This is a genomic window from Nocardia canadensis, from assembly GCF_032656385.1.
Lineage (GTDB): Bacteria > Actinomycetota > Actinomycetes > Mycobacteriales > Mycobacteriaceae > Nocardia > Nocardia canadensis.
Window position 1 is genome coordinate 1854916 of sequence record NZ_JAVCWB010000008.1, and the last position, 23337, is coordinate 1878252.

Annotated in this window: 25 protein-coding genes; 9 read left to right on the forward strand and 16 right to left on the reverse strand. The window is 69.8% G+C overall.

The window, feature by feature from the left end; genetic code table 11:
- Positions 1-23 precede the first annotated feature (23 nt).
- Positions 24-2351 carry an MMPL family transporter gene (locus Q7X29_RS22430; RefSeq protein ID WP_316575281.1) on the reverse strand — a complete coding sequence of 776 codons (2328 nt, stop codon included), beginning with the start codon at positions 2349-2351 and terminating at the stop codon, positions 24-26.
- Between the two features lie 290 nt (positions 2352-2641).
- Complete coding sequence (locus Q7X29_RS22435; RefSeq protein ID WP_316575282.1) at positions 2642-3715, reverse strand: lycopene cyclase family protein; 1074 nt, start codon at positions 3713-3715, stop codon at positions 2642-2644.
- A 109-nt stretch (positions 3716-3824) separates the two neighbouring features.
- On the opposite strand from Q7X29_RS22435, the gene ku reads away from it, so the two are divergent.
- The 4 genes from ku (at position 3825) to Q7X29_RS22455 (ending at position 8015) form a co-directional block, all read left to right on the forward strand.
- Positions 3825-4742, forward strand: coding sequence for a non-homologous end joining protein Ku (gene ku, locus Q7X29_RS22440; protein WP_218718216.1), 918 nt, complete (start codon positions 3825-3827; stop codon positions 4740-4742).
- Positions 4743-4757: 15 nt separating this feature from the next.
- Positions 4758-5303 carry a GNAT family N-acetyltransferase gene (locus tag Q7X29_RS22445; RefSeq protein ID WP_316575283.1) on the forward strand — a complete coding sequence of 182 codons (546 nt, stop codon included), beginning with the start codon at positions 4758-4760 and terminating at the stop codon, positions 5301-5303.
- A gap of 19 nt (positions 5304-5322) precedes the next feature.
- Positions 5323-6585, forward strand: coding sequence for an NAD(P)/FAD-dependent oxidoreductase (locus tag Q7X29_RS22450; protein ID WP_218718218.1), 1263 nt, complete (start codon positions 5323-5325; stop codon positions 6583-6585).
- 248 nt (positions 6586-6833) lie between these two features.
- Complete coding sequence (locus Q7X29_RS22455) at positions 6834-8015, forward strand: MFS transporter (protein WP_316575284.1); 1182 nt, start codon at positions 6834-6836, stop codon at positions 8013-8015.
- On the opposite strand, the gene Q7X29_RS22460 is transcribed toward Q7X29_RS22455, so the two are convergent.
- The gene (locus Q7X29_RS22460) at positions 7969-8175 is read right to left on the reverse strand and encodes a hypothetical protein (RefSeq protein ID WP_316575285.1); all 207 of its coding nucleotides are present in this window, start codon (positions 8173-8175) and stop codon (positions 7969-7971) included. The two genes, Q7X29_RS22455 and Q7X29_RS22460, sit on opposite strands and share 47 nt — an antisense overlap.
- Entirely contained in the window at positions 8144-8530 is a 387-nt protein-coding gene (locus tag Q7X29_RS22465) for a TetR/AcrR family transcriptional regulator (protein WP_316575286.1), read from the reverse strand. Before Q7X29_RS22465 ends, Q7X29_RS22460 begins: the two co-directional genes overlap by 32 nt.
- A gap of 187 nt (positions 8531-8717) precedes the next feature.
- On the opposite strand from Q7X29_RS22465, the gene Q7X29_RS22470 reads away from it, so the two are divergent.
- Genes Q7X29_RS22470 through Q7X29_RS22480 form a run of 3 tightly spaced genes read left to right on the forward strand, consistent with a single transcriptional unit; the run spans position 8718 to position 11262 of the window.
- Entirely contained in the window at positions 8718-9590 is an 873-nt protein-coding gene (locus tag Q7X29_RS22470; protein ID WP_394358713.1) for a MetQ/NlpA family ABC transporter substrate-binding protein, read from the forward strand.
- Entirely contained in the window at positions 9587-10600 is a 1014-nt protein-coding gene (locus Q7X29_RS22475; RefSeq protein ID WP_316575287.1) for a methionine ABC transporter ATP-binding protein, read from the forward strand. Before Q7X29_RS22470 ends, Q7X29_RS22475 begins: the two co-directional genes overlap by 4 nt.
- Positions 10600-11262, forward strand: a complete 663-nt coding sequence (locus tag Q7X29_RS22480; RefSeq protein ID WP_316575288.1) for a methionine ABC transporter permease — start codon at positions 10600-10602, stop codon at positions 11260-11262. Before Q7X29_RS22475 ends, Q7X29_RS22480 begins: the two co-directional genes overlap by 1 nt.
- Before the next feature lie 68 nt (positions 11263-11330).
- Here Q7X29_RS22480 and Q7X29_RS22485 read toward each other — a convergent pair whose 3' ends face one another.
- The 3 genes from Q7X29_RS22485 to Q7X29_RS22495 all read right to left on the reverse strand — a co-directional run bounded on the left by Q7X29_RS22485 (position 11331) and on the right by Q7X29_RS22495 (position 13772).
- A complete protein-coding gene (locus tag Q7X29_RS22485) occupies positions 11331-11831 on the reverse strand; it encodes a DUF4189 domain-containing protein (RefSeq protein ID WP_316575289.1) in 501 nt (166 codons plus the stop codon).
- Between the two features lie 92 nt (positions 11832-11923).
- Positions 11924-12481: an NADAR family protein gene (locus Q7X29_RS22490; protein WP_316575290.1), complete on the reverse strand. Its 558-nt coding sequence runs from the start codon at positions 12479-12481 to the stop codon at positions 11924-11926.
- Positions 12482-12548: 67 nt separating this feature from the next.
- Complete coding sequence (locus Q7X29_RS22495; RefSeq protein WP_316575291.1) at positions 12549-13772, reverse strand: PucR family transcriptional regulator; 1224 nt, start codon at positions 13770-13772, stop codon at positions 12549-12551.
- A 157-nt stretch (positions 13773-13929) separates the two neighbouring features.
- On the opposite strand from Q7X29_RS22495, the gene Q7X29_RS22500 reads away from it, so the two are divergent.
- Entirely contained in the window at positions 13930-14565 is a 636-nt protein-coding gene (locus Q7X29_RS22500; protein WP_218718226.1) for a TetR/AcrR family transcriptional regulator, read from the forward strand.
- A gap of 60 nt (positions 14566-14625) precedes the next feature.
- Here the strand turns inward: Q7X29_RS22500 and Q7X29_RS22505 are convergent, their stop codons facing one another.
- From Q7X29_RS22505 to Q7X29_RS22545, 9 genes are all read right to left on the reverse strand, one after another.
- Complete coding sequence (locus Q7X29_RS22505) at positions 14626-15054, reverse strand: DUF4189 domain-containing protein (protein ID WP_316575292.1); 429 nt, start codon at positions 15052-15054, stop codon at positions 14626-14628.
- A 127-nt stretch (positions 15055-15181) separates the two neighbouring features.
- Positions 15182-15556 (reverse strand): hypothetical protein, encoded by a 375-nt coding sequence (locus tag Q7X29_RS22510; protein ID WP_316575293.1) that lies wholly within the window; start codon positions 15554-15556, stop codon positions 15182-15184.
- Between the two features lie 128 nt (positions 15557-15684).
- Positions 15685-16068, reverse strand: coding sequence for a metal-sulfur cluster assembly factor (locus Q7X29_RS22515; protein WP_316575294.1), 384 nt, complete (start codon positions 16066-16068; stop codon positions 15685-15687).
- Positions 16068-16544: a Fe-S cluster assembly sulfur transfer protein SufU gene (gene sufU, locus Q7X29_RS22520; RefSeq protein WP_316575295.1), complete on the reverse strand. Its 477-nt coding sequence runs from the start codon at positions 16542-16544 to the stop codon at positions 16068-16070. The genes Q7X29_RS22515 and sufU overlap by 1 nt, the downstream gene beginning before the upstream one ends.
- 26 nt (positions 16545-16570) lie before the next feature.
- Positions 16571-17848, reverse strand: a complete 1278-nt coding sequence (locus Q7X29_RS22525; RefSeq protein ID WP_316575296.1) for a cysteine desulfurase — start codon at positions 17846-17848, stop codon at positions 16571-16573.
- A 5-nt stretch (positions 17849-17853) separates the two neighbouring features.
- Positions 17854-18621, reverse strand: coding sequence for a Fe-S cluster assembly ATPase SufC (gene sufC / locus Q7X29_RS22530; RefSeq protein ID WP_316575297.1), 768 nt, complete (start codon positions 18619-18621; stop codon positions 17854-17856).
- Positions 18622-18657: 36 nt separating this feature from the next.
- Positions 18658-19836, reverse strand: a complete 1179-nt coding sequence (gene sufD, locus Q7X29_RS22535; protein ID WP_316575298.1) for a Fe-S cluster assembly protein SufD — start codon at positions 19834-19836, stop codon at positions 18658-18660.
- Complete coding sequence (gene sufB / locus Q7X29_RS22540; protein WP_218718234.1) at positions 19836-21272, reverse strand: Fe-S cluster assembly protein SufB; 1437 nt, start codon at positions 21270-21272, stop codon at positions 19836-19838. The genes sufD and sufB overlap by 1 nt, the downstream gene beginning before the upstream one ends.
- Positions 21269-22063, reverse strand: a complete 795-nt coding sequence (locus tag Q7X29_RS22545) for a helix-turn-helix transcriptional regulator (protein WP_308248463.1) — start codon at positions 22061-22063, stop codon at positions 21269-21271. The genes sufB and Q7X29_RS22545 overlap by 4 nt, the downstream gene beginning before the upstream one ends.
- Positions 22064-22353: 290 nt before the next feature.
- Between Q7X29_RS22545 and Q7X29_RS22550 the strand changes: the two genes are divergently transcribed.
- The gene (locus Q7X29_RS22550; protein WP_316575299.1) at positions 22354-23286 is read left to right on the forward strand and encodes a rhomboid family intramembrane serine protease; all 933 of its coding nucleotides are present in this window, start codon (positions 22354-22356) and stop codon (positions 23284-23286) included.
- Positions 23287-23337: the final 51 nt, after the last annotated feature.

Sequence of the window (23337 nt, forward strand, 5' to 3'; positions counted from 1 at the left end):
CCAGCGGAACTACGACGTCGGGGTCAGTCCGCGGACTCCCGTCCGGCGGCGGCCAGGCCCTCCTCGGCGCGGGCCGCCTGCGCGCGCGCCAGCGGGTCGTTGACCAGGGTCTCGGTCTCGGCCACCGGCCTGCCGGTGGTGACACCCAGCGGATCGCGCACGGGGACATCGTGATTCAGCGACCGGCCGGCGCCGCCCTCGTCCAGGCCCCACCGATCGTGCAGGCGGCGCAGGAATTCCGGTGCGTACCAGTTGGCGTCGCCGAGCACCTTCATCGCGGCGGGCAGCAGGAAGCCGCGCACCAGGGTGGCGTCGACGATGACCGCCAGCGGCAGGCCGATGCCGAAGGCCTTCATGAAGGTGATGTCGGAGGCCAGGAAGCCCAGGAACACCACCGAGATCAGGATCGCGGCGGCGGTGACGATGCGGCCGATCCGCTCCAGGCCGAGCGCGACGGCGGTGTCGTTCTTGCCGGTGCGGTCGTACTCCTCGCGGATGCGCGAGAGCAGGAAGACCTGGTAGTCCATCGCGAGACCGAACGCGGCGGCGAACAGCATCACCGGCACGGTGGCGGACAGATCGCCGGTGACGGTGAAGCCGAGCAGCCCGGACAGGTGCCCGTCCTGGAAGATCCACACCAGCGCGCCGAAGGTCGCGGTCAGGCTCAGCGCGCTCAGCACCACCGCGAGCACGGGCAGCACCACGCTGCCGGTGAGCGCGAACAGCACGAGCAGCATCACGATCACCACGAAACCGAGCGCCCAGGGCAGGGCGTCCTCGATGGCGGTGATGGAGTCGACGTTGGCCGCGGGTACGCCGCCGACCAGCAGCTCGCTCGGCGTCTCGACCGCGCGCACCTGCCCGACCAGGTCCGACAGCGCGGAGCTGTCGGTGGTGGCGGGCACGATGGACAGGTAGACGGCCCGATCCGCCCGGAACCGGGCGTTGGCCGCGGTGGGACCGGTGAGCAGACCGCCCTGGGCGTAGCTGCCGGTCGCGGTGTCGACCCGGCGCACGTGCGTCAGATCCGACATCCGGCGGGCGATGGCGTCCACTCCCGCCGCGCTGTAGGCGCTCTCGGGCAGCACGGCGACCAGGGGGTTCTGGTCGCTCTCGCCGAAGTCGGCGTGCACGATCTCGGTGACCTGGCGCGAGGGCATCGACGCGGGCAGGCTGCGCTCGTCGGGGAAGCCCAGCTGCACGCCCAGGAACGGCGCGCCCAGGATCAGCAGCAGCGCGGTCACGGCCAGGCCGATCGGGATCGGCTTGCGCATCACCGCGGTGGCCAGCTTGTGCCAGGCGCCCTCGCCCGGAGCCGGCCGCGGCGCCCGCAGGAACCACCAGCCGAGCTGGCCCTTGTCGATGCGGGTCCCGAGCAGCAGCAGGGTCGCGGGCAGCACGGTCAGCGAGACCGTCGCGGCCAGCGCCGCGACGAGGATGCCCGCGTATCCCATCGACCGGATCGCCAGCAGCGGGAAGAACAGCAGACCGGCGAGCGCGACGGCGACCGTCAGCGCCGAGAACGCGACCGTGCGGCCCGCGGTGCGCAGGGTGGTCGCCACCGCGCCGGCCGGGGTGCGGCCCTCGGACAGTTCGTCGCGATAGCGGTTGACGATCAGCAGGCTGTAGTCGATGGCCAGACCGAGACCGAGCAGGGTGGCCACGTTGGTCGCGCTCACCGAGAGCGGCGTGAACAGGGTGAGCATCCACAGCGCGCCCATGGTCGTCAGCACGGTCACGAACGCGACCAGCAGCGGCAGACTCGCCGCGACCAGCCCGCCGAAGACGAACAGCAACGCGAGCAGTGTGAGCGGGAAGGCGATCGCCTCGCCCTTGGCGATGTCGCGCTTGCCCTGCTCGACGGTCTCGTGCATCAGCATGGCGAAGCCGCCCGCCCGCACCTGCAGCGTCCCGTGGGTGCCGCTGAGCTCGTCGGCGATCGCGGCGACGCGTTCGTCGATCTCGCGTTCGCTGCCGAGCACACTGGCCACGATGAGGCCCTGCTTGCCGTCGACACTGCGCAGCGCGGGCTGGTGGGTGGTCCAGTAGGAGGCGACGTCGGTGACGCCCTCGCGTTCCTGCAGGTTGGCGACCAGCGCCGTTGCCGCGGCAGTGGATTCGGGGTCCTCGACCGAGGACTCCGTCTGTACCAGCAGCAGCAGGTTCGGCGGTGACTGCCCGAACTCCTCGCGCAGCACCTCGAGCGCTCTGCTGGATTCGCTGCCCGGGTCGGTGTATCCGCCGCCCTCCACCCGCTCGAACAGCGTGGCGCCGAGTGCGCCGAGCACCACCGCGAGCACCGCGAACACGCCGAGCACCCAGCGGCTGCGCCGCTTGGTGAATTCGAACACCGATATTCCCCTAACTAGTCACGCAACTGGGCGGCACGCACGTCGACGCGCGGGGCTGGGGGACCTCCCGGCCATCCGCCTCGTCGGCCCGATCCTGTTGGCGGGTGGGCGCGTTCGCTCGGCGATGGTAGCAACTTCGTGGCGCCGCCGCCGGGCCTCGGGCCGACCCCGCGCACACCCACCGGATCCGGGTCAGCGACCGGTCCGCTACACCGCGCCGCGCGAGCACCGCTCGTCGTGCTCGGCGCACCAGCACCCGGCACGTCGGGCGGTCGCGATCGGGCCGGATCTCACCCGATTCCGGCCACCGAGATCACCAGGGTGCGGCGCAGGCGCGGAGGTAGCGCGGCGAACAACGCGCGCATCGCCGCCAGGGTGCCGCCCAGGTCGTCACCGGACAGGTACGACCGTTGCAGCGTGTCGGGCAGCGCGAAGAAGGCGGCGAAGAAGATCGCGACGTCACGCGGCGGGAGCGCCAGCAGCGCCCGCAGACCTGCGCGGCGCAGGGCAGCCACGGCGCGCGCCCGGCCGGTCCACGCAGTCCCGCCCGCGACGACCAGGTCGGCCGCGCGCAGCGAGGCGGCGACGCTGTACCCGGTGGCGGGATGGGTCAGGCCACCCGCGGCCCCGAACCGGCCACCGCCCGGCCTGCCACCTTCCACGGGGAAGCGCACCCGCTCGACCGGCTCCGCACCGGTGACCGCGATGCCGCGGGCGCGCAAGCGGTGTTCCAGCCTGCGCCGCAGCACCTCGAGCCCGAGAGCTGGCCTGCCCGCGAGGCACGTTTCCTCGAACAACATGGTGTCCGGGCCGAGCGGGACGACGTAGAGGAACGAGGCCGGATCATCGGTGCCGGCGCCGTTGTCCGACCGCCAGTCCATGAACAGCGTCGGCTGGTCGGCGTCGAGGGTGTCGCGGCGGACGACGATGCCGTACGCCGTCTGCTCGGCCCGGCGCGCCGATCTGGTCAGGCCGCGGGCGTCGATGACCCGGCCGGCTCGGGTGATCCCGCTCGCCGTGCGCACCGTGCCCGCCCGCGCGTCCAGGTCGACGACTCGATCGGCGATCACCTCGGCACCGTCGATCGTCAGCGATCGTTGCAGCGCCGCGGTATCGAGGACCTGATAGGCGCGCTCGAGCCGGTGCTCGCCGAGCGCCCAGGCCGTCGGCCGGTCGACGGTCGCGGCGACGACCGCCGGGTCGAGCCAGTCCGGCAGTTCGTCGGCCCAGGCGGCATAGGTGGGCGTCCAGACGCGGTCGGGGTGCGGATCGATCACCGTCACCGGCCGCCCACGGGTCAGGGCGCGATGGGCCACCGCCCGGCCCGCGGGGCCGAGTCCGCAGATGATCAGCTCGGCGTGCACCCGTCGATTGGATCAGACGCGACGATTTCAAGCACCGCCGCGTCACGGACGGGCACCGGTTCGGCGGCGGCCGCTCGCCCCCGGGCGATATCTCGGCCATCATGGGGAAATGAGATCGATCTGGAAGGGCTCGATCGCATTCGGGCTGGTCAATGTCCCGGTCAAGGTCTACACCGCGACCGAGGACCACGATATTCGGTTCCATCAGGTCCACGCCAAGGACGGCGGCCGGATCAAATACGACCGTGTCTGCCAGGTGTGCGGCAATTCCGTCCAGTATTCCGACATCGACAAGGCCTACGTCTCCCCCGACGGCGACCAGGTCGTGCTCACCGACGCCGATTTCGCGAAACTCCCCGCGGCGGAGAAGCACGAGATCCCGGTGCTGGAATTCGTGCCCTCCGAACAGATCGACCCGGTGCTGTTCGACAAGAGCTACTACCTCGAACCGGATTCGGCCACGCCCAAGGCCTACCAATTGCTGGCCGCCACCCTCGAGCGCATCGACAAGACCGCGCTGGTCCACTTCACGCTGCGACAGAAGACCAGGCTGGCGGCATTGCGGGTGCGCGACGGCGTGCTCGTGCTGCAAACCCTGCTGTGGCCCGACGAGGTGCGTGCCGTCGACTTCCCGGCCCTCGACGACGCGCCCGCGCCGCGCCCGCAGGAACTGAAGATGGCCGAGACGCTGGTCGAATCCATGTCGGGCGATTTCGATCCCAGCGAATACACCGACGAATACCAGATCGAATTGCAGAAACTGCTCGACGAGGCGATCGCCAGCGGCTCGGGCAAGGTGGAGTCCACCGCGGCGGCCGAGCCCGCCGAACAAACCGATGCCGAGGTCGTCGATCTGGTCGCCGCCCTGCAACGCAGTCTCGAGGCGAGCGGCCGCCGCGACGCCGACTCGGCGCAGGCACCAGCGAAGAAGGCGGCGAAGAAGGCGCCCGCCAAGAAAGCGGCGCCCCGGAAAGCCGCGCCGAAGAAATCCGCCGACAGCAAGACCGCGGCGCGCAAAGGCGCGTAGGGCAGACTGGCCCGCATGGACTCCTCGATCGCTGTCGTGCCGATGGGGCTGGGACATCTGCGTCAAGTCCTCGATCTCGGCCACCAGGTGTTCGACACGACCACCAAGCCCTACACCTCGTGGTCGCTCACGGCGGTCGCCGAGCATCTGGACAGCCCCGACAACGCCTGCTGGGTCGCCCTGGACTCCGACCGCGTCGTCGGCTTCGTGCTCGGCTCGATGGAATTCGAGCACCGCGACGACTGGGCCTACCTCGAATGGATCGCCGTCGCGCCCGACATGCAGGGCCACGGCATCGCCCGGCGGCTGGTGGACGTGTGCTCGGAGGCGTTGTTCGCGCGCGGCGCCCGCCATATCGTCACCGATGTCGAGGACCGCAACAGCGCCTCGGCGGCGCTGATGACCAGCACCGGCTTCGTGCCCGCCGCGACCGTCACCCTGCTCGTGCGCCCGAACCCCGACGAGGCGGGCGGCGAACAGCCGCTGCCGCCGATGTCGGCCACCACCCGCCACGATCTGATCCGGCGCGGCAGGCTGTCGGTGGAGCACCCGCGCCGCTGAACGGGCCTATCCTCGACGGGTGGCTCCCACCGCACCGGACGAGCACGACTCCGCCGCGCTGACCGTGGTCGGCGAGGTGTGGTCGCCCGCGTGCGCGGCCATTCGCACCTTCCTGAGCCGCAACGAGATCGCCTGCCGGTGGGTGCGCCCCACCGATCCGGCGGGCCGGGAGCTGCTCACCGCGCACGGCTTCGACGCCGCCGACACCCCCGTGTTGATCGGGCCGGACGGACGCGCCCTGCGCCCCGCCGACGAGGAACAACTCGCCCGCTGGGCCGGGCTGCACACCACGCCGAGTTCCGGCGGCTACGACCTGCTCATCGTCGGCGGCGGGCCCGCGGGGATGGCCGCCGCCGTCTACGGCGCGTCCGAAGGGCTGCACACCGTCCTGCTCGAACGCTGGGCGATCGGCGGGCAGGCCGGGCTGAGTTCCCGCATCGAGAACTATCTCGGCTTCCCCGACGGCATCTCCGGCGCCCAGCTCACCGATCGGGCGCGTCGCCAGGCGGGCAAGTTCGGCGCGGAACTGGTGATCAGCCTGGCCGCCGACGCGCTCACGGCCGACGCCGACGGCGTCACGGCGCACTGCGGCGCCACGACGGTCACGGCGCGCTCGGCGATCATCGCCACCGGCGCGACCTTCCGCACCCTCGACGCGCCCGGCATCGCGGACTTCGCCGGTCGCGGCGTCTACTACTTCTCGGCGCTCACCGAGGCGCCGCTGTGCTCGGGGGCCGACGTCTACATCGTCGGCGGCGCCAACTCGGCGGGCCAGGCGGCGGTCTACTTCGCCAGCTGCGCCCGGCGGGTGTTCCTGCTGGTCCGCGCCGAGTCGCTGGCGGCGCGGATGTCGACCTACCTGATCGAGCAGATCGAGTCGATTCCGGAGATCCACGTCCGCACCGGCACCGAGGTCGCCGCGGCGGCAGGCGGCACCCACCTCGAACGCCTCACCCTGCGTGACCGGCGTACCGGCGCCGCCGAGGAGGTGGCCGCGACCTGGCTGTTCGCCTTCATCGGCGCCGACCCCGCCACCGGCTGGCTCGCCCCCGGGTTCGCCCGCGACGACAACGGCTATCTGCTCACCGGACCCGACATCGCGGCCGCCCCGCTCGCCGCCGCGCGCTGGCCACTGCCCCGGCCGCCGCTGCATCTGGAGACCACCGTGCCCGGCGTCTTCGCCGCGGGCGACGTGCGCGCCTACAACGGTCGCCGGGTGGCGGCCGCCGTCGGCGAGGGCTCGATGGCCGTGATGCTGGTCCACCAGTATCTGGGCGACTGAGCGCCGAAAACGCGGCGGCGCCGAGGATTTCGGTGCGGTAGTTTGGCGATCGTGACCACTGCTATCGAGGCCGACAGACTCTAGCCACCGGTCCGCCGGTGGCCGTTCCCGACGCGACGACACCGTGCCGACAGGCACGGCGGTTCGTCGTGCTCCGAACACACCGGCCGGCCACTGTCTGCCCGTTGTCGCGCGTCCCCCTGTCGCCGGGACGCGCGCCGTCAGCTCGGTACCAGTGGGAGTCTGCTATGCCTCGATGGTTGGTGGCGCTGTTCGCCGCCTCGTTCGTCTTCTACACCGACGATTACGTGATCGCCGGTGTCCTGCCCGAGATCGCCCGTGATCTCGGTGTGCGTCAGGCCGCGGCCGGTCAGCTCGTGACGGTCTTCGCCGTGACCGTCGCGATCGTGGCGCCGGTCGCCGGTGTGCTGCTCGCGCGCGTCGCGCGTCGCGCACTGCTCGTGACCTGTCTGGGTGTCTTCGTCGCGGCCAATCTCGGCGCGCTGCTGACGCCGTCGTTCGGTGTCCTGATGGGGTGGCGGATCGTGGCGGCCGCCGCGGCCGCGGCCGCGACCCCGTCGTTGTTCGCCACCGCGTTCCAGCGGGCGCCCGACGGCAAGGCGGGCCGCTATCTCGCCGTGGTGACGCTGGGCGTGACCGGCTCGATCGCGGTCGGCGTGCCGATCGGGACCTGGATCGGCGGCGCGTACGGCTGGCGCGCGAGTTTCGCCGCGATGGCCGTCGGCGGCGCGCTCGCCCTCGGTGGACTGCTCGCGACCCTGCCCCGGCAGCGCCCCGACGGGGTGGTGCCGGACTGGCGAGCACAGCTGCGCAGTCTCGGTCGGCGACCCGTGGCGGTGGGCCTGCTGGCGAACGTCTCGCTGATCACCGGGTCGATGATGATGCTCACCTATCTCGCGCCGTTCCTCACCGAGGTCACCGGGTCGGGCGTCGATGCCCGTGCGGTGTCGTTCGGGCTGGCCGGAGTCGCCGGGATGGCCGGAATGTGGGGCGGTGGCGTGGCGACCGACCGGTGGGGTCCGCGGCGCGCGCTGGCGGCCGGGATCACCGCGATCGCGGTCTCGATGGGATACCTGGGGGTGACGTGGGTCGTACGTCCGGTGCCGATCGCGGCGCTGCTGCCGGTCCTCGCGGTGTGGGGCGCGGCCGCGTTCTGGAACGCGCCCGCGATCCAGGCCCGGCTGGCGTCGCTGACCGGCCCGCTGGCGCCACAGGCGTTGGCGCTCAACACCTCCGGCACCTACCTCGGCGTCTCGCTCGGTGGTCTGGCCGGCGGCGTCGCGCTCGGCACGTGGGGCGCCGCGGCGCTGCCGCCGATCGCGGCCGGGTTCGCCCTGGCCGCGCTCGCGGTGCTCGCCGCCGCTAGGTCGCAGCGGCGGGCACCACGCCCGCGGCGAGCGCGTCGGTGACCATCCGGGCGACGATGCGCGCGAGTTCCGGTGCGCGCGTGGGGTCCTCGTCGAGCACGACGATCCACGCGAACAGCGGACCGAGCAGCAACGCCTGCGTGATCGCCGGATCGGGGCGACGAGCCAGCTCACCCCGGGCGATCGCGCGGTCGAGCAGCATGCCGATGACGGAGTTGCTCGCCGATCCGCTCGATGAGCGCGGCCAGGTCGCCCTCGAGCGAGCCGGTGTCGGCGGACGGGGCCTCGTCCAGGCCGTGCACCACGACCGCGAACGTCATTTCCTGCTTGGTGGCGAAGCGGCGGTAGATCGTCGCCTTGCTCACCCCGGCCCGCGCCGCGACCGCGTCGACGGTGAGTGCCGCGTACCCGGACTTCTTCAGCACGTCGGTCTCGAAGATCCCGGCGTAGCCGGTCTCGGCCCGGATCGCCGCGACGACCTCTGGATCGTGGTACAGGGTGAGCGGGAAGATCTCCGTCGCCCCGATCGGCACCAGGGCGTCACGGGGCGGGCACACCCACCGCCGGCGTGACCAGGACCGGGAGCATCGGCAGACGGCGCAGGAATCGCATCGTCCGCAAACTAGACGCCCGTCCAAGAGTTAGCGAGGGTTTCGCTCGAGGCAACGCAAACCGTTGTTTCCGCGTACGAACCACGGCTTGGATGACCGGGTTCACCCTCAGCGAGCAATTCGGGAGTATCAAGTGAAATTCCGTCGGGTACTGGCGATCCCGGTCCTGGTAGCAACCGCGGCCCTCACCCTCACGGCGTGCGGTTCGGACGACACCGAGTCCGGCACGGTGGTGCGTATCGGCACCACCGACAAGGACAAGGCCTGGGACGTCTTCGAGCAGAAGGCCAAGGAGCAGGGCATCACGCTGAAGATCACCAACTTCTCCGACTACAAGCAGCCCAATGCCGCGCTGTCGCAGAAACAGATCGATGTCAACCTGTTCCAGCACCTGCAATTCCTCGGCCAGTACAACGTGGCGAGCTCGGACACGCTGACCCCGATCGGCTCGACCTACATCGTGCCGCTGGGCCTGTACTCCACCAAGCACAAGGCACTGGCCGACATCCCGGCCGGCGGTGAGATCGCGATCCCCAATGATCCGACCAACCAGGCCCGCGCGCTGTTCGTGCTCCAGGCCGCCGGACTGCTGAAGCTGACGGGCACCTCCGCCCAGCCCACCCCCGCCGACATCGACAAGGGCGCCTCCAAGGTGAAGGTGACCCCGGTCGACGCCGCGCAGACCGCGCTGTCGCTGGCCTCGGTCGACGGATCGGTGATCAACAACACCTTCCTCGACCGCTCCGGCATCGACCCGCAGTCGGCCCTGTACAAGGACGATCCGAAGAACCCGTCCGCCGAGCCGTACATCAATGTGATCGTCACGCGGGCCGAGGACAAGACCAACCCGACCTACCTGAAGCTGGTCGAGATCTGGAAGGACCCGGCCGTGGCCGCCGCGCACGCGGAGGTCACCAAGAACACCGCGGTCGCCGTGACCCGTCCGGGCGCCGAGCTCGAGCAGATCCTCGACCGGGTGCAGCAGGGCATCCGCGCGAACAAGTGAGCGCACCCGACGCCGCCGTCGAATTCCGTTCGGTCACCAAGGTCTTCGGCCGCGGCGCCGAGCGGCACGTCGCGCTCGACGACGTCGATCTGCGGATCGAGGCGGGCGAGATCTTCGGCGTGATCGGCTATTCCGGAGCGGGCAAATCGACCCTGGTCCGGCTGATCAACGCCCTGGAGAAGCCCACCTCGGGCACGATCACCGTCGCCGGCGCCCCGATCACCGGGGTACGGGAGTCGGCCGTGCGCACCCTGCGCCGCGATATCGGCATGGTGTTCCAGCAGTTCAACCTGTTCCGGTCGCGCACGGCCGCGGGCAATATCGAATATCCGCTCAGGGTCGCGGGCTGGAAGCGCGCCGAACGCAAGGCGCGCGTCGCCGAGCTGCTCGACTTCGTCGGCCTCACCGACAAGGCGCGCGCCTATCCCGATCAGCTCTCCGGCGGTCAGAAGCAGCGCGTCGGCATCGCTCGTGCCCTGGCGACCTCGCCGTCGCTGCTGCTCGCCGACGAGGCGACCTCGGCGCTGGACCCGGAGACCACCGCCGAGGTGCTGCGGCTGCTGAAGAAGATCAATGCCGAGCTCGGGGTGACCATCGTGGTGATCACCCACGAGATGGAGGTGATCCGCGCGGTCGCCGACCGGGTGGCGGTGCTGGCCGAAGGCCGGATCGTCGAATTGTCGCCCACCTTCGATGTCTTCGCGGCACCGCGGGCCGCGTCGACCCGCTCGTTCGTGGCCACCGTGCTGCACAACCGGCCCGACGCGGCCGAACTCGAGCGGCTGCGCGACCTGCACGGTGGCCGGCTGGTCACCGTCGACGTCGACGACGACAGCGGGATCGGCGCCGCGCTGGCCGCCGCGGCCACGGCCGACGTGCGCTTCGAGATCGTCTACGGCGGGGTGAGCACGTTGCAGGACAAGACCTTCGGCAGCATCACCCTGGCGCTGCACGGTCCCGACGACGCGGTGGACCGCGTGGTCGCCGACCTGGAGCGGAGGGCGCGCTGATGGAGACCAACTGGGAGAAGTTGCGGCCCACGCTGTTCGAGGCGATCGGGACCACCGTCTATCTGGTGGGCGTGACCTTCGTGGTGGCCGGGGTGATCGGCCTGGCGCTGGGCACCGCGCTCTACACCACCCGCAAAGGCGGGCTGCTGGCGAACGCGCCGCTCTATCTGGTGCTCAACGTGCTGGTCAACATCGTGCGCCCGATCCCGTTCATCATCCTGCTGGCCGCGCTGGGTCCGGTCACCCTCGAGGTCGTCGGCACCACGATCGGCACCGAGGCGGCGCTGTTCGTGATGATCGTCGCGGCCTCGTTCGGCATCGCCCGGATCGTCGAACAGAACTTGGTGACGGTCGATCCGGGAGTGATCGAGGCGGCGCGCGCGGTCGGCGCGGGTCCGCTGCGGATCATTCTCACGCTGCTGATTCCGGAAGCGCTCGGGCCGCTGATCCTCGGCTACACCTTCGTGGTGATCTCGATCGTGGACATCTCCGCCATGGCGGGCACGGTCGGCGGCGGCGGCCTCGGCGATTTCGCGCTGGTCTACGGCTATCAGCAATTCGATTGGGAAGTCACGATCGTGGCGACGCTGATCATCATCGCCGGCGTGCAGGGCGTGCAGTTCTTCGGCAATTGGCTGGCCCGGAAGGTATTGCGGCGCTGAGAATATCGGCGACGAAGGAAAAGCGGGGTGCGGACCGAATCGGTCCGCACCCCGTTTCCGCTCGTTCGTCAGACGTTCGCCGTGCAGGCGGACAGGATGACGCTCGCCGCGCGCGGCGAGGCCGAACCCGGGTCGGGGAACGGCGGTGCGCTGATCCCGAGCACATCGATCGCCGAGCGCTCGGCCGCGGCCAGGGAGTGATCCCAGGACCAGCCGAAGCGGTAGTCGGCACCCTGCGCGACGGCGCCGCAGGCATTGCGGAACTCGACGACGATCTGGCAGTCCCAGACGCCGCACTCGGCCAGCGCGGCCTGGCTCGCGGCCGCCCAGCTGCCGTAGTTGACCGCCGAGGCGACCACGGCTTCCTTCGACGACAACGCCAGCGCGCCGTAGAGATCACCGGCGGCGGCCTGGAAACCACCGTCGCGCGAGACGGCCGTGTAACCCGGCACCTCGGCGATCGCCACCCCGCTCTCGGCCGCCGCGGCCGAGCCCGCGTTCACGACGGTGAACGCGGCCACCGCGGACATGGCGGCCACACCCAGGGCATATTTGCCCACAACAGACATCAGTGAATCTCCCCATCGAAAAGTCGGCTTCGAGGTCGAAGCCGAACCAATCATGAACCGCCGCACGCGCCATCGAGAAATAGCTTTCCCGCCTAGCTCGCCGCGGCCAGCACGTCCCGCGCCCGCATGAGAGCGAAACCGAGCAGGTTGAGGCCCTGCCACCGGCCCGGATCGGTGGCGCGCGCATCGTCGGCGGCCAGCCCGATGCCCCAGATCCGGTCCACCGGACTGGCTTCGACGAGCACGCGCGCGCCGGTGCCGAGCAGATAGGCGCGCAGGGCGTCGTCCTGGCCGAATTTGGCCACGCTGCCCGCGACGACGATCTCGAAGCGGGCGCGCTCCCAGACGGTGTCGTCGAAGGCGCGGATCTGTCTGCCCAGCTTCTTGGCCACACCGGGATGGTTGACCTCGAGCACGCGGGCGGCGGTGCGCTCGTCGTCGAACAGCAGCGCCTTGCGCCACATCATGTAGTGCTCGGCGCTGCGGAACGCGGTGCCGTCGACGACGAAATCGGTGGGCCACCACTGGCTCAGGCAGCTCGCACCGATCGTGCCGTCGGGGCGTGGGGTGTGCCCCCAGAACGCCAGGTACTTCGGTGTCGCACCCTGCTCGATCGCCTGGCGCAGCTGGTCGACGGTGTCGACGGTCATGATCCCTCCCCGGTTTTGGTCTAGTGAACCATATATCGGGGAGTCGGCCTCCGCCACCGGTTTCCGGTCAGGCCAGGCGCGCTTCCACGGTGGGGCCGGTGTGGAAGCTGCGCGCGATCATCGCCGAGCGCAGTTGCCACAGGCCCGAGCCCTGGGCCGGGTCCAGGCCGGTCAGCTGGGCGATGCGGCGCAGGCGATAGTCGACGGTGTTGGTGTGGATGTGCAGCAGGCGGGCCGTGCGCCTGCGATTCATATTGTTGGCGATATGCACCCGCAGGGTCTCGAAGAGTTCGGGGTGGTCGTCCAGCGGCGCGAGCAGCTCGCCGAGGCGGGCCCGGCCGGGACCGGGACGGGTGAGCTGATACTCCAGGGCGAGGTCACCGAAGCGATAGAGGCCGGGTTCGCAATCGAGGCGTTCCACCATGTCGAGCAGCTCGTGCGCGCGCTCGGCGGCCGCCGGGATCTCCTCGGTGGTCGCTGGGACCAGCGCGCCGGTGACGTCGACATCGGCCGCGCGCGACAGCGTCGCGATCAGGGCGTCGATGGCGGTGGTGTCCATCAGCTCGGCCGGGACGAGCAGAGTTCCACCGTCCACCGACAGCAGCGACAACACCTGGTCGCCACCGTGGTGCGCCAGCGCCGCCTGCACCCGGCGCAGTGCGCGCCGGGCGACCACGGCCCGGTCGACCCGCGGGTCGGCGGCCTCGCCGCGGCGCCGGATCGACAGCGCCAGCACCGAATACGCGTCGGCGACGGCGATCCCGCACTCGCGCGCCATGGTGACCGTCGACTGGCCCGCCAGCAGCGCCGAGGTGAGCGTGTGCACGGCCGTGTGGTGCTCGCCCGCGACATCGCGGTGCTCACGGATGTAGGCACGGGTCACGGTGGTGCACAGCTGATCCGAGATCGCGACCGCCCGGCGGAAGCCGTCGAGCAGGCTCGCCCGGTCGTCGTCGGCGCCGGCGTCGAAGACCGCGTCGAAACTCAGCCGCACACCCTCGTGGAAGGCGTGCAAGATGGCGTCGATCGGCACACCCTCGCGCGCCCAGCCCGCCGCGGCGACCGAGAGCCGGTTCAGCCGCTCGGTCTCGTCGCGACCGTCGAGCATCCCGCCGACGATCTCCAGGCACAATCGGGTGACCGCGGTGACGTCACCGGAGATCGCGTCGCCGGGCAGCGTTCGACAGGTGGCCACGGTCTCGACGAAGTGGCTCACCAGCGTGCCCGACAGCGTCCGGACATCGCGCAGCGGCTGCCACATCGGGGCTCCGTCCACGGGGATCGTCATCATCGTCGACTCCTTCCACACCGCGTCGGCGGGGCCGGCGGTGGTTCAGCTGCCGTAGTGCCCGGCCCCTGTGATGGCCTACACTCCGGTTTCTCCGTGATCATGACTCTAGGATGAGCAACTGCTCACCTTCTACTCCTCTTTCGACCGAGGTCGCCGAATGCCACCGCACGCCGATAAGCAGCGCAAACGCCCCAAGCAGGATCGGGCGAAGGAAACCCGCACCCGCATTCTCACCGTGTCCGCTCATCTTTTCGGCACCCGCGGTATCGGCAACACCTCGACCAACCGGATCGCCGCCGAGGCGGGCATGAGCATCGGCACCCTGTACCGGTACTTCACCGACCGCGACGAGATCGTCAAGGAGCTCACCGACAGCCTGTTCCTGCAGGTCGAGGACCGCTACGCGCGGTTGCTCACGGTCTCCGCCGACAAGCCGCCGCGCGACGCCGTCGCCGAGGTCATCCGGATCGCCGTCGAGATCCTTGTCGCCAACGGCCCCCTGGTGCGGGCCCTGGTGGCCGATCTGCACTTCTACGGCAGCGGCATCCCGGAATTCGAGCCCCGGCTGCGGATGATCATGAAGCTCTACCTGATCCACCTGCTCGGCCCGACCAAGGACATCGATGTCGACACGATGGCCTTCGTCGTCCTCAACGCCGGTTTCGCCACCGCGCTGCGCTCGGTCGAGATGGAGGACGACGGCCTCGATCGCGAGGTCGTCATCGACCACACCGCCGACATGATCGGCGCCTGGATCGCCTCGCTCACCGAGCCGGAGCCGGAGCCGGTCTAAGCCCACCCACCGCGAAGGGCCCGGATCCCTGCGGATCCGGGCCCTTCGGTGATGCGGTGATCAGCGCGCGTTGGCCGTGCAGATCGTCTTGACGACGTGAGCACCGCTCAGCGCGGCCGAACCCGTGTTCGCCAGCAGCGCCCGCGGTTCCAGCTCGCCCAGGGTGGCGTAGGCCGCGGTCTCCGCCTCACGGCTGGTGGCACCCGTGCCGACCCCGATCGCGCCGCCGTCGCCCTCGACGATGACACCGCAACCGTTGGCCCAGGCGGCCCAGATGTGGCAGTCGGCGAAATCGCAAGCGGCGAGCGCTTCGTCGGCGGCGGCCTCGGCGCTCGGCTTGTTCACGCTGTAGGCGAAGGCCCACTCCGCGTCGCTGAACGAGATCGCCGCGTGCAGGGTCTCCGCGTTCGCCGCACCGGCGCCGAAGACCGAACCCGCCGCAAGGCCGAGCGCCGCCACGGCGAGACCGGCCTTACCCAAGAAACTCATCGAACAACTCTCCTCTGGAAACTGCCCCGGAAATCCGGAGCCCCCAGATCATCGCCGAACACCGGCGTACATCCAATACCATTGAGCAAAATCACAGCGCGACAAACGAAGACATCACCGCGCGAACTCACCAGGGCCCGACGACGAATTCCAGCAGCGCCAGTCCGAGCGCACCCAGAAACGCCGCGCACACGCCGGCCGCGCCCGCTCGCAGATATGTCCGCCGGGTCGGCGCCGGATTCGCCCATGTCATCAGCAGCGCACCCAGCGCGCCCGCCGCCGCGAGCACCACAGCGCCGCCGAGTACCAGGTAGAAGAGGCTGCCGACCGCCGCGGTCAGGGCGCCACCGATTCCACGGGTATAGCCGACGAGCGGCACGGGGAATCGATAGACAGCAGCGGTCGTCGCGGCCGCCACCGGCGCGAGAACTACCGCGGCGAGGCCGCCGACGAGCGCGTGTCGACCGCGTTCGGCGACAATGCTCCTGCTCGACTCGGCCATTCCTCCATAATGCTCGCCCCGCCCTCGACCGCAACCACATATCGGCCCACAGCGGCGATTTCGACGGTGGCGCAGAGACCGGAAAAGGTCCGGATTCCCAAGGAATCCGGACCTTTTCGCGATGTTCGCTAGACCGTGAAGCCGAGAGCGCGCAGCTGTTCGCGGCCGTCCTCGGTGATCTTGTCCGGGCCCCACGGGGGCATCCAGACCCAGTTGATCTTCAGGTCCTCGACCAGGCCGCTGCGCACCAGGGCGTTGCGGGACTGGTCCTCGATGACGTCGGTCAGCGGACAGGCCGCCGAGGTCAGCGTCATGTCGAGGGTGGCGACATTGTCGTCGTCGACGGACATGCCGTAGACCAGGCCGAGGTCGACGACATTGATGCCGAGCTCGGGGTCGACGACATCGCGCATGGCCTCCTCCAGATTCTCGAGGTGCTCGGCCTGTTCGGGCGTCGGCTCCACCTCGGGAGCGGCGGCCTCGGTGGCTTCGACAGCCGGTGTCTCACTCATCACGCTTCCCCATTTCCCATGGCAGGCTTCACTTCTTCGGCCGAGGCGATCCGCACGACGGCGTCCTTGAACGCCATCCACCCCAGCAGCGCGCACTTCACGCGCGCGGGGTACTTGGCGACGCCGGCCAGGGCGATACCGTCGCCGATCACGTCCTCGTCACCGTCGACGGTGCCGCGGCTGGAGATCATCTCGCTGTAGGAGTCGACCACCTTCAGCGCCTGCTGCACCGGCAGCCCGATCACCTGATCGGTGAGGATCGAGGTGGCGGCCTGGCTGATCGAGCAGCCCTGCCCGTCGTAGGAGACGTCGGCGACCTCGCCCGCGTCGTCGATGTGCACGCGCAGGGTCACCTCGTCACCGCAGGTCGGGTTCACGTGGTGCACTTCGGCACCGAACGGTTCCCGCAGCCCGCGGTGGTGGGGATGTTTGTAATGGTCCAGGATCACTTCCTGGTACATCTGCTCCATGCGCATGACTTATGCAACTCCACAGTGTCTGATCATCGGCCCTCGCTTGCGCTCACGCCGAAGAAGCTCTGGGCCTTCCGCACGGCCTGCACCAGCGCGTCCACCTCGTCGAGGGTGTTGTACACGGCGAACGACGCGCGCGCGGTCGCCGCGACGCCGAACTTGCGGTGCAGCGGCCAGGCACAGTGGTGCCCGACCCGGATCGCGACACCCTGGTCGTCGAGGATCTGACCCACGTCGTGGGCGTGGATACCGTCGACCACGAACGACACCGCGCCGCCGCGGTCCACGTTCTCGGTCGGCCCGATGATCCGCACGCCCTCGATCGCGCCGAGGCCGTCGAGCGCGGCGCCGGTCAGCGCGTGCTCGTGGGCGGCGATCGCGTCCATGCCGAGGTCTTCCAGGTAGCGGACCGCGGCGGCCAGCCCGACGACCTGCGAGGTCATCGGCGTGCCCGCCTCGAAGCGCTGCGGCGGCGGCGCGTAGGTGGTCCGCTCCATCGTGACGGTCTCGATCATCGACCCGCCGGTGATGTAGGGCGGAGTCTCCTCGAGCAGCGCCCGACGGCCGTACAGTCCGCCCACACCCATCGGGCCGAGCATCTTGTGGCCGGAGAACGCGGCGAAGTCCACGCCGAGCTCCCGGAAGTTCACCGCCATGTGCGGCACCGACTGGCAGGCGTCGAGCACGACCAGCGCGCCGACATCCTTGGCCCGGCGGACCAGCTCGGCCACCGGCGCGACCGCACCGGTCACGTTCGACTGGTGGGTGAACGCGAGCACCTTGGTCGCGGGCGACAGTTCGAGCGAATCCAGGTCGATGCGGCCGTCGTCGGTGATGCCGTACCACCGGAGCGTGGCGCCGGTGCGGCGCGCGAGTTCCTGCCACGGCACGAGATTCGCGTGATGCTCGAGCTCGGTGATGACGATCTCGTCGCCCGGGCCCACCTTGTAGGGGAATCGGTCGTCACCGAAAGCGTTGGCCACCAGGTTCAGCGACTCGGTCGCGTTCTTGGTGAACACGATCTCCCCGGCGTCGGCACCGACGAAGCGGGCGATGGCGACGCGGGCGTCCTCGTAGGAGTCGGTCGCCTCCTCCGCCAGCTGGTGCGCACCGCGGTGCACGGCCGAGTTACGGGTGAGCAGGAAGTCACGCTCGGCGTCCAGCACCTGCAGCGGACGCTGCGAGGTCGCCCCGGAATCCAGGTACACCAACGGTTTCCCGTCCCGGACCGTGCGGTTCAGGATCGGGAAGTCGGCCCGGATCCGGGCGACGTCGAGGGCGGGACCCGAGAGAGACACAGCGGTCATCGTCGTCAGGCTCCAGCGGTGGCGGAGGTGAAGCGCACGTAGCCGTTCGCGTCGAGTTCCTCGGCCAGCTCGGAGCCACCCTCGGCGACGATCTTGCCGTTGACGAACACGTGCACGAAGTCGGGCTTGATGTAGCGCAGGATGCGGGTGTAGTGCGTGATCAGCAGCACGCCGCCGTTCTCGCGCTCCTTGTAGCGGTTGACGCCCTCGGAGACGATGCGCAGCGCGTCGACGTCGAGGCCGGAGTCGGTCTCGTCGAGGATCGCGATCTTCGGCTTGAGCAGGCCCAGCTGCAGGACCTCGTGGCGCTTCTTCTCGCCACCGGAGAAGCCCTCGTTCACGCTGCGGTCGGCGAAGGCCGAGTCGATCTCGAGCTCCTTCATCGACTCCTTCACCTCCTTGACCCAGGTGCGCAGCTTGGGGGCCTCGCCGCGGACCGCGGTCGCGGCGGTGCGCAGGAAGTTCGACATCGAGACACCGGGGACCTCGACCGGGTACTGCATGGCCAGGAACAGGCCGGCGCGAGCGCGCTCGTCGACCGACATCTCCAGCACATCCTCACCGTCGAGGGTGATGGTGCCCTGGGTGACGGTGTACTTCGGGTGACCGGCGATCACATAGGACAGCGTCGACTTGCCCGAGCCGTTGGGGCCCATGATGGCGTGCGTCTCGCCGGACTTCACGGTCAGGTTCACGCCGTTGAGGATCTGCTTGGACTCACCCTCGGGGGTGGTGATCTCGGCGTGCAGGTCCTTGATTTCCAAGGTGGTCATCGAATTCGAATTCCTTCGTGGGGAGTATGAGGGGTGTCAGATGCCGACAGTGGCGAGCTCGGCCTCGATGGCCGCCTCCAGCCGCTCCCGGACCTCGGGGACCGTGATCTTCTGGATGATCTCGTGGAAGAAGCCACGCACCACCAGACGGCGGGCGACGTCTTCGGGAATGCCGCGCGAGCGCAGGTAGAACAGCTGCTCGTCGTCGAAACGGCCGGTGGCACTGGCGTGTCCGGCACCGGCGATCTCACCGGTCTCGATCTCCAGGTTCGGCACCGAGTCGGCGCGCGCGCCGTCGGTGAGCACCAGGTTGCGGTTGGCCTCGTAGGTGTCGGTGCCCTCGGCGGCCGCGCGGATGAGCACGTCGCCGACCCACACGGTGCGGGCATCGCCCTTGGGGGACTTCGGATCGCCCTGCAGCGCACCCTTGTACAGCACGTTGGACTTGCAGTTGGGCTCGGCGTGGTCGACCAGCAGGCGCTGCTCGAAATGCTGGCCCGCGTCGGCGAAGTACAGGCCGAACAGCTCGGCCTCGCCGCCGGGACCGGCGTAGCGCACGGTGCCGGTGAGACGCACCAGGTCGCCACCGAGGGTGGCGGCGAAGTGGCGCACGGTGGCGTCGCGGCCCAGCTTCAGGTGGTGAGCGGTGGCGTGCACGGCGTCCTCGGCCCACTCCTGGACGGCGACGACGGTCAGCTTGGCGCTGTCGCCCAGCACGAATTCGACGTTCTCGGCGTAGGTTCCGCTGCCGCGCTGGTCGAGGACCACCGTGGCGACGGCGAAGTTGTCCAGGCGCACCTGCAGGTGGCCGTAGGCGGTCTTGCCCTCGCCGGGACCGGTGACGGTCACGGTGATCGGGTCGGAGACCTCGGTCTCCTGGCCGACGGTGATCACGGTCGCCGACTCGAAGCCCGAGTAGGCCTGGGCGGCGACGCGATCGGCGGGGGTACCGGCCTGGCCGAGGCGGACGTCGGTGCGGTCCACCGTCTCCACGGTGAAACCGGCGACCTCGCTCACCTCGACGGTGGCCCGACCGTCGCGCACCGCGGTGCCGTCGTGCAGGCCGCGCAGCCGGCGCAGCGGGGTGAACCGCCACGCCTCGTCACGGCCCGACGGCACCTCGAACTGGTCGACGTCGAACGAGGTGAAGACCTCGCCCTTGTTGACCGCGGCACCGGCGCCCGGATTCTGAATCGGCGTCTCGAGCGACGACATCAGCCAACGGCCCCTTCCATCTGCAGCTCGATGAGCCGGTTCAGTTCCAACGCGTATTCCATCGGCAGTTCCTTGGCGATGGGCTCGACGAAGCCGCGCACCACCATCGCCATCGCCTCGTCCTCGGTCAGACCGCGGCTCATCAGGTAGAACAGCTGATCCTCGGAGACCTTGGAGACGGTCGCCTCGTGGCCCATGGTCACGTCGTCCTCGCGGATGTCGACGTAGGGGTAGGTGTCGGAGCGGCTGATCGTGTCGACCAGCAACGCGTCACACTTCACGGTCGACTTCGAGCCGTGGGCGCCCTTGTTGATCTGGACCAGACCGCGGTACGACGCGCGACCGCCGCCACGCGCCACCGACTTCGACACGATGGTCGAGGAGGTGTGCGGGGCCAGGTGCAGCATCTTGGCACCGGTGTCCTGGTGCTGGCCGACGCCGGCGAACGCGACCGAGAGCACCTCGCCGTGGGCGTGCTCGCCGGTCATCCAGACCGCCGGGTACTTCATGGTGACCTTGGAGCCGATGTTGCCGTCGACCCACTCCATGGTGGCGCCCGCCTCGGCCTTGGCCCGCTTGGTGACCAGGTTGTAGACGTTGTTCGACCAGTTCTGGATGGTCGTGTAGCGGCAGCGGCCGCCCTTCTTCACGATGATCTCGACGACCGCGGAATGCAGCGAGTCGGACTTGTAGATCGGGGCTGTACAACCCTCGACGTAGTGGACGTAGGCGTCCTCGTCGACGATGATCAGCGTCCGCTCGAACTGGCCCATGTTCTCGGTGTTGATCCGGAAGTAGGCCTGCAGCGGGATGTCGACGTGCACGCCCGGCGGCACGTAGATGAACGAGCCACCCGACCAGACGGCGGTGTTGAGCGCGGAGAACTTGTTGTCACCGGCGGGGATCACCGAGCCGAAGTACTCCTGGAAGATCTCCGGGTGCTCCTTGAGCGCGGTGTCGGTGTCGAGGAAGATGACGCCCTGCTTCTCCAGGTCCTCGCGGATGGAGTGGTAGACGACCTCGGACTCGTACTGCGCGGCGACACCGGAGACCAGCCGCTGCTTCTCTGCCTCGGGGATGCCCAGCTTGTCGTAGGTGTTCTTGATGTCCTCGGGCAGGTCTTCCCAGCTCTCGGCCTGCTTCTCCGACGAGCGCACGAAGTACTTGATGTTGTCGAAGTCGATGCCGTCGAGGTTGGAACCCCAGTTCGGCATGGGCTTGCGATCGAAGATGCGCAGGGCCTTGAGGCGGATGTCGAGCATCCACTCCGGCTCGCTCTTCTTGGCCGAGATGTCGCGAACGACAGCCTCCGACAGGCCGCGTTGCGCGCTGGCACCGGCCACATCCGAATCGGCCCAGCCGTAACCGTAGTTGCCCAGCGAGGCGATGGTCTCGTCCTGGGTCAGCGGTTGCACCTGGTCGGTGGTCGTCGTCATTCGGCACTCCTTCCGGAGTCGTTCGTTCGTCCCGCCGCGGGCTGTGCGGCGGATGGGGTGGAAGCTGTTTTCGGGAGCGCGACCAGCGGTACGTGGGTGGTGCAGGCGCAATCGCCGTTGGCGATGGTCGCAAGTCGCTGGACGTGGGTGCCGAGCAGGTCCCGGAAAGCGTCCAGTTCGGCGTCGCACAACTGCGGGAACTCCTCGGCCACGTGGGCCACGGGGCAGTGGTGCTGGCAGATCTGCACACCGGCGCCGACCTGGCGGGTGGTGGCGGCGAAGCCGGCCTCGGCGAACGCTTCCGCGATCTCCTCGACCTTGGCCTCGATGACGGGGGCCGTGTGCTCGGCGGCCGGCTCGATGCCGTCGACGATGGTGCGGACCCGCTTGCGCGCGAACTCGGCGATGGCCGCCTCGCCGCCGATCTCGCCGAGCTGGCGGATCGCCGCGCCGGCCAGATCGTCGTAGGCGTGGCCGAGATTGCCCCGGCCCGCCGCGGTCAGCTGGTACTGCTTGGCCGGGCGGCCGCGGCCCTTCTGCTGCCACGGCGCCGACCGGCTCGCCCGTGCCTGTCCGGCGTCGATGAGCGCGTCGAGATGCCTGCGCACGCCCGCGGGCGCGAGCCCGAGCGCGGCGCCGATCGCGGTCGCGGTGATCGGGCCGTCTTCGAGCAGCAACTGGACGATGGCCGCCCTGGTGTGCCCTTCCTGCGCGGTCGCCGCTGGACCGGCGGACGACCGGGCGCCGGTCGTCTTACGACCGGTCCCGTCCACGTCTGTCCGCAAACCCACGGTTTTCACAACACCAGTGTGGCGGAATTGCTTCCCTAAATCTAATAAGGGTCACCTGACAAAGGGTGCCCTGACCTGCGATGAAGATCGTCCGACACCGCAACCGCCGGGTAAAACCGCTGGTGCGGACCACGTGCACGCGCCGGACCGCGCCACCGGGGTGACCCATCGCACACCACCGACGACCGTTCCGATGCCCGCCGAATTACGCAATACCGGTGTTGCGCCCCGGCGCCCTGTCGCGCCGCGGTCGGCCCGACAGGGCGCCGGGGCCGTGGCACGATGACGAGGTGTCCAACCCGCCCGCACCGACGTGTGTCCGCCATCCCGACCGCCCCACCGGCCTCGCGTGCACCCGGTGCGGCAGGCCCGCCTGCCCCGAGTGCCTGCAGCCCGCCGCCGTCGGTCAGCACTGCGTGGACTGCGTGCGCCAGGGCCGACGCGACGTGCGCCAGGTGCGCACCGTCGGCGGCGCCGCGGCCGGGGCCGCCGCGGTCCCGTATATCACCTACGGGCTGATCGCGGTCAACGTGCTCGTCTATCTCGTGACCGCCGCCCAGGCGGGCAGCCCGATGGACAACTATCGCGGCTCGGCGCTGTTCCGGGAGTTCGTGCTGGTCCCGCTGCTGGTGGCCGACGGCGAATGGTGGCGTCTGCTCGGCTCGGGCTTCCTGCACTACGGCGCGATCCACCTGCTGGTCAACATGTTCGCGCTCTATGTCGTCGGCCGTGACCTCGAGCGGGTGCTCGGCCGGGTGCGGTTCGGCTGTGTCTACCTGATCTCCCTGCTCGGCGGTTCCGCCGCGGTGATGGCCCTGTCCGACACGGTCGTCGCGACCGCGGGCGCCTCGGGTGCGGTGTACGGCCTGTTCGGCGCGGTCACCGTGACGCTGATCCGGCTGCGCCAGAGCCCGACGCCGATGCTGGTCGTGATCGGCGTCAACGTGCTGATCAGCTTCTCGCTGCCCGGCATCTCGCTGTGGGGTCACCTCGGCGGACTGGCCGCGGGCACGCTGGCCGCGCTGGGCATCCTGTTCGTGCCCGAATGGCTGTCGGCGCGCTCGCCCGAGGCCGCGCGGCGGATCGGGTGGGCGTCGCTCGGTGCGGTGGCGGTGGCGTGTGTGGCCGTCATCGTGGCGGCCACGCTGACGGTGCGCAGCGACATCCCGGCCGTGCCCATCCAGGTGTCGGCCCCCGGCACCGAGGCGCCGGCGCCGCGCTAGCCGCCCCGATCCGCGCTGGTCGCCGACGCGGCCCCGACCGGAGCGCCACCG

What these genes read in the sequence shown, in the direction of transcription:
- sufB (WP_218718234.1), bottom strand. Translation starts at nt 21,272, where the DNA reads ATGACGACGACCACCGACCAGGTGCAACCGCTGACCCAGGACGAGACC.
- Q7X29_RS22515 (WP_316575294.1), bottom strand. Translation starts at nt 16,068, where the DNA reads ATGAGTGAGACACCGGCTGTCGAAGCCACCGAGGCCGCCGCTCCCGAG.
- Q7X29_RS22480 (WP_316575288.1), top strand. Translation starts at nt 10,600, where the DNA reads ATGGAGACCAACTGGGAGAAGTTGCGGCCCACGCTGTTCGAGGCGATC.
- ku (WP_218718216.1), top strand. Translation starts at nt 3,825, where the DNA reads ATGAGATCGATCTGGAAGGGCTCGATCGCATTCGGGCTGGTCAATGTC.
- Q7X29_RS22445 (WP_316575283.1), top strand. Translation starts at nt 4,758, where the DNA reads ATGGACTCCTCGATCGCTGTCGTGCCGATGGGGCTGGGACATCTGCGT.
- sufU (WP_316575295.1), bottom strand. Translation starts at nt 16,544, where the DNA reads ATGCGCATGGAGCAGATGTACCAGGAAGTGATCCTGGACCATTACAAA.
- Q7X29_RS22505 (WP_316575292.1), bottom strand. Translation starts at nt 15,054, where the DNA reads ATGAGTTTCTTGGGTAAGGCCGGTCTCGCCGTGGCGGCGCTCGGCCTT.
- Q7X29_RS22460 (WP_316575285.1), bottom strand. Translation starts at nt 8,175, where the DNA reads ATGCTGCTCGACCGCGCGATCGCCCGGGGTGAGCTGGCTCGTCGCCCC.
- Q7X29_RS22485 (WP_316575289.1), bottom strand. Translation starts at nt 11,831, where the DNA reads ATGTCTGTTGTGGGCAAATATGCCCTGGGTGTGGCCGCCATGTCCGCG.
- Q7X29_RS22495 (WP_316575291.1), bottom strand. Translation starts at nt 13,772, where the DNA reads ATGATGACGATCCCCGTGGACGGAGCCCCGATGTGGCAGCCGCTGCGC.
- sufC (WP_316575297.1), bottom strand. Translation starts at nt 18,621, where the DNA reads ATGACCACCTTGGAAATCAAGGACCTGCACGCCGAGATCACCACCCCC.
- sufD (WP_316575298.1), bottom strand. Translation starts at nt 19,836, where the DNA reads ATGTCGTCGCTCGAGACGCCGATTCAGAATCCGGGCGCCGGTGCCGCG.
- Q7X29_RS22510 (WP_316575293.1), bottom strand. Translation starts at nt 15,556, where the DNA reads ATGGCCGAGTCGAGCAGGAGCATTGTCGCCGAACGCGGTCGACACGCG.
- Q7X29_RS22455 (WP_316575284.1), top strand. Translation starts at nt 6,834, where the DNA reads ATGCCTCGATGGTTGGTGGCGCTGTTCGCCGCCTCGTTCGTCTTCTAC.
- Q7X29_RS22525 (WP_316575296.1), bottom strand. Translation starts at nt 17,848, where the DNA reads ATGACCGCTGTGTCTCTCTCGGGTCCCGCCCTCGACGTCGCCCGGATC.
- Q7X29_RS22500 (WP_218718226.1), top strand. Translation starts at nt 13,930, where the DNA reads ATGCCACCGCACGCCGATAAGCAGCGCAAACGCCCCAAGCAGGATCGG.
- Q7X29_RS22490 (WP_316575290.1), bottom strand. Translation starts at nt 12,481, where the DNA reads ATGACCGTCGACACCGTCGACCAGCTGCGCCAGGCGATCGAGCAGGGT.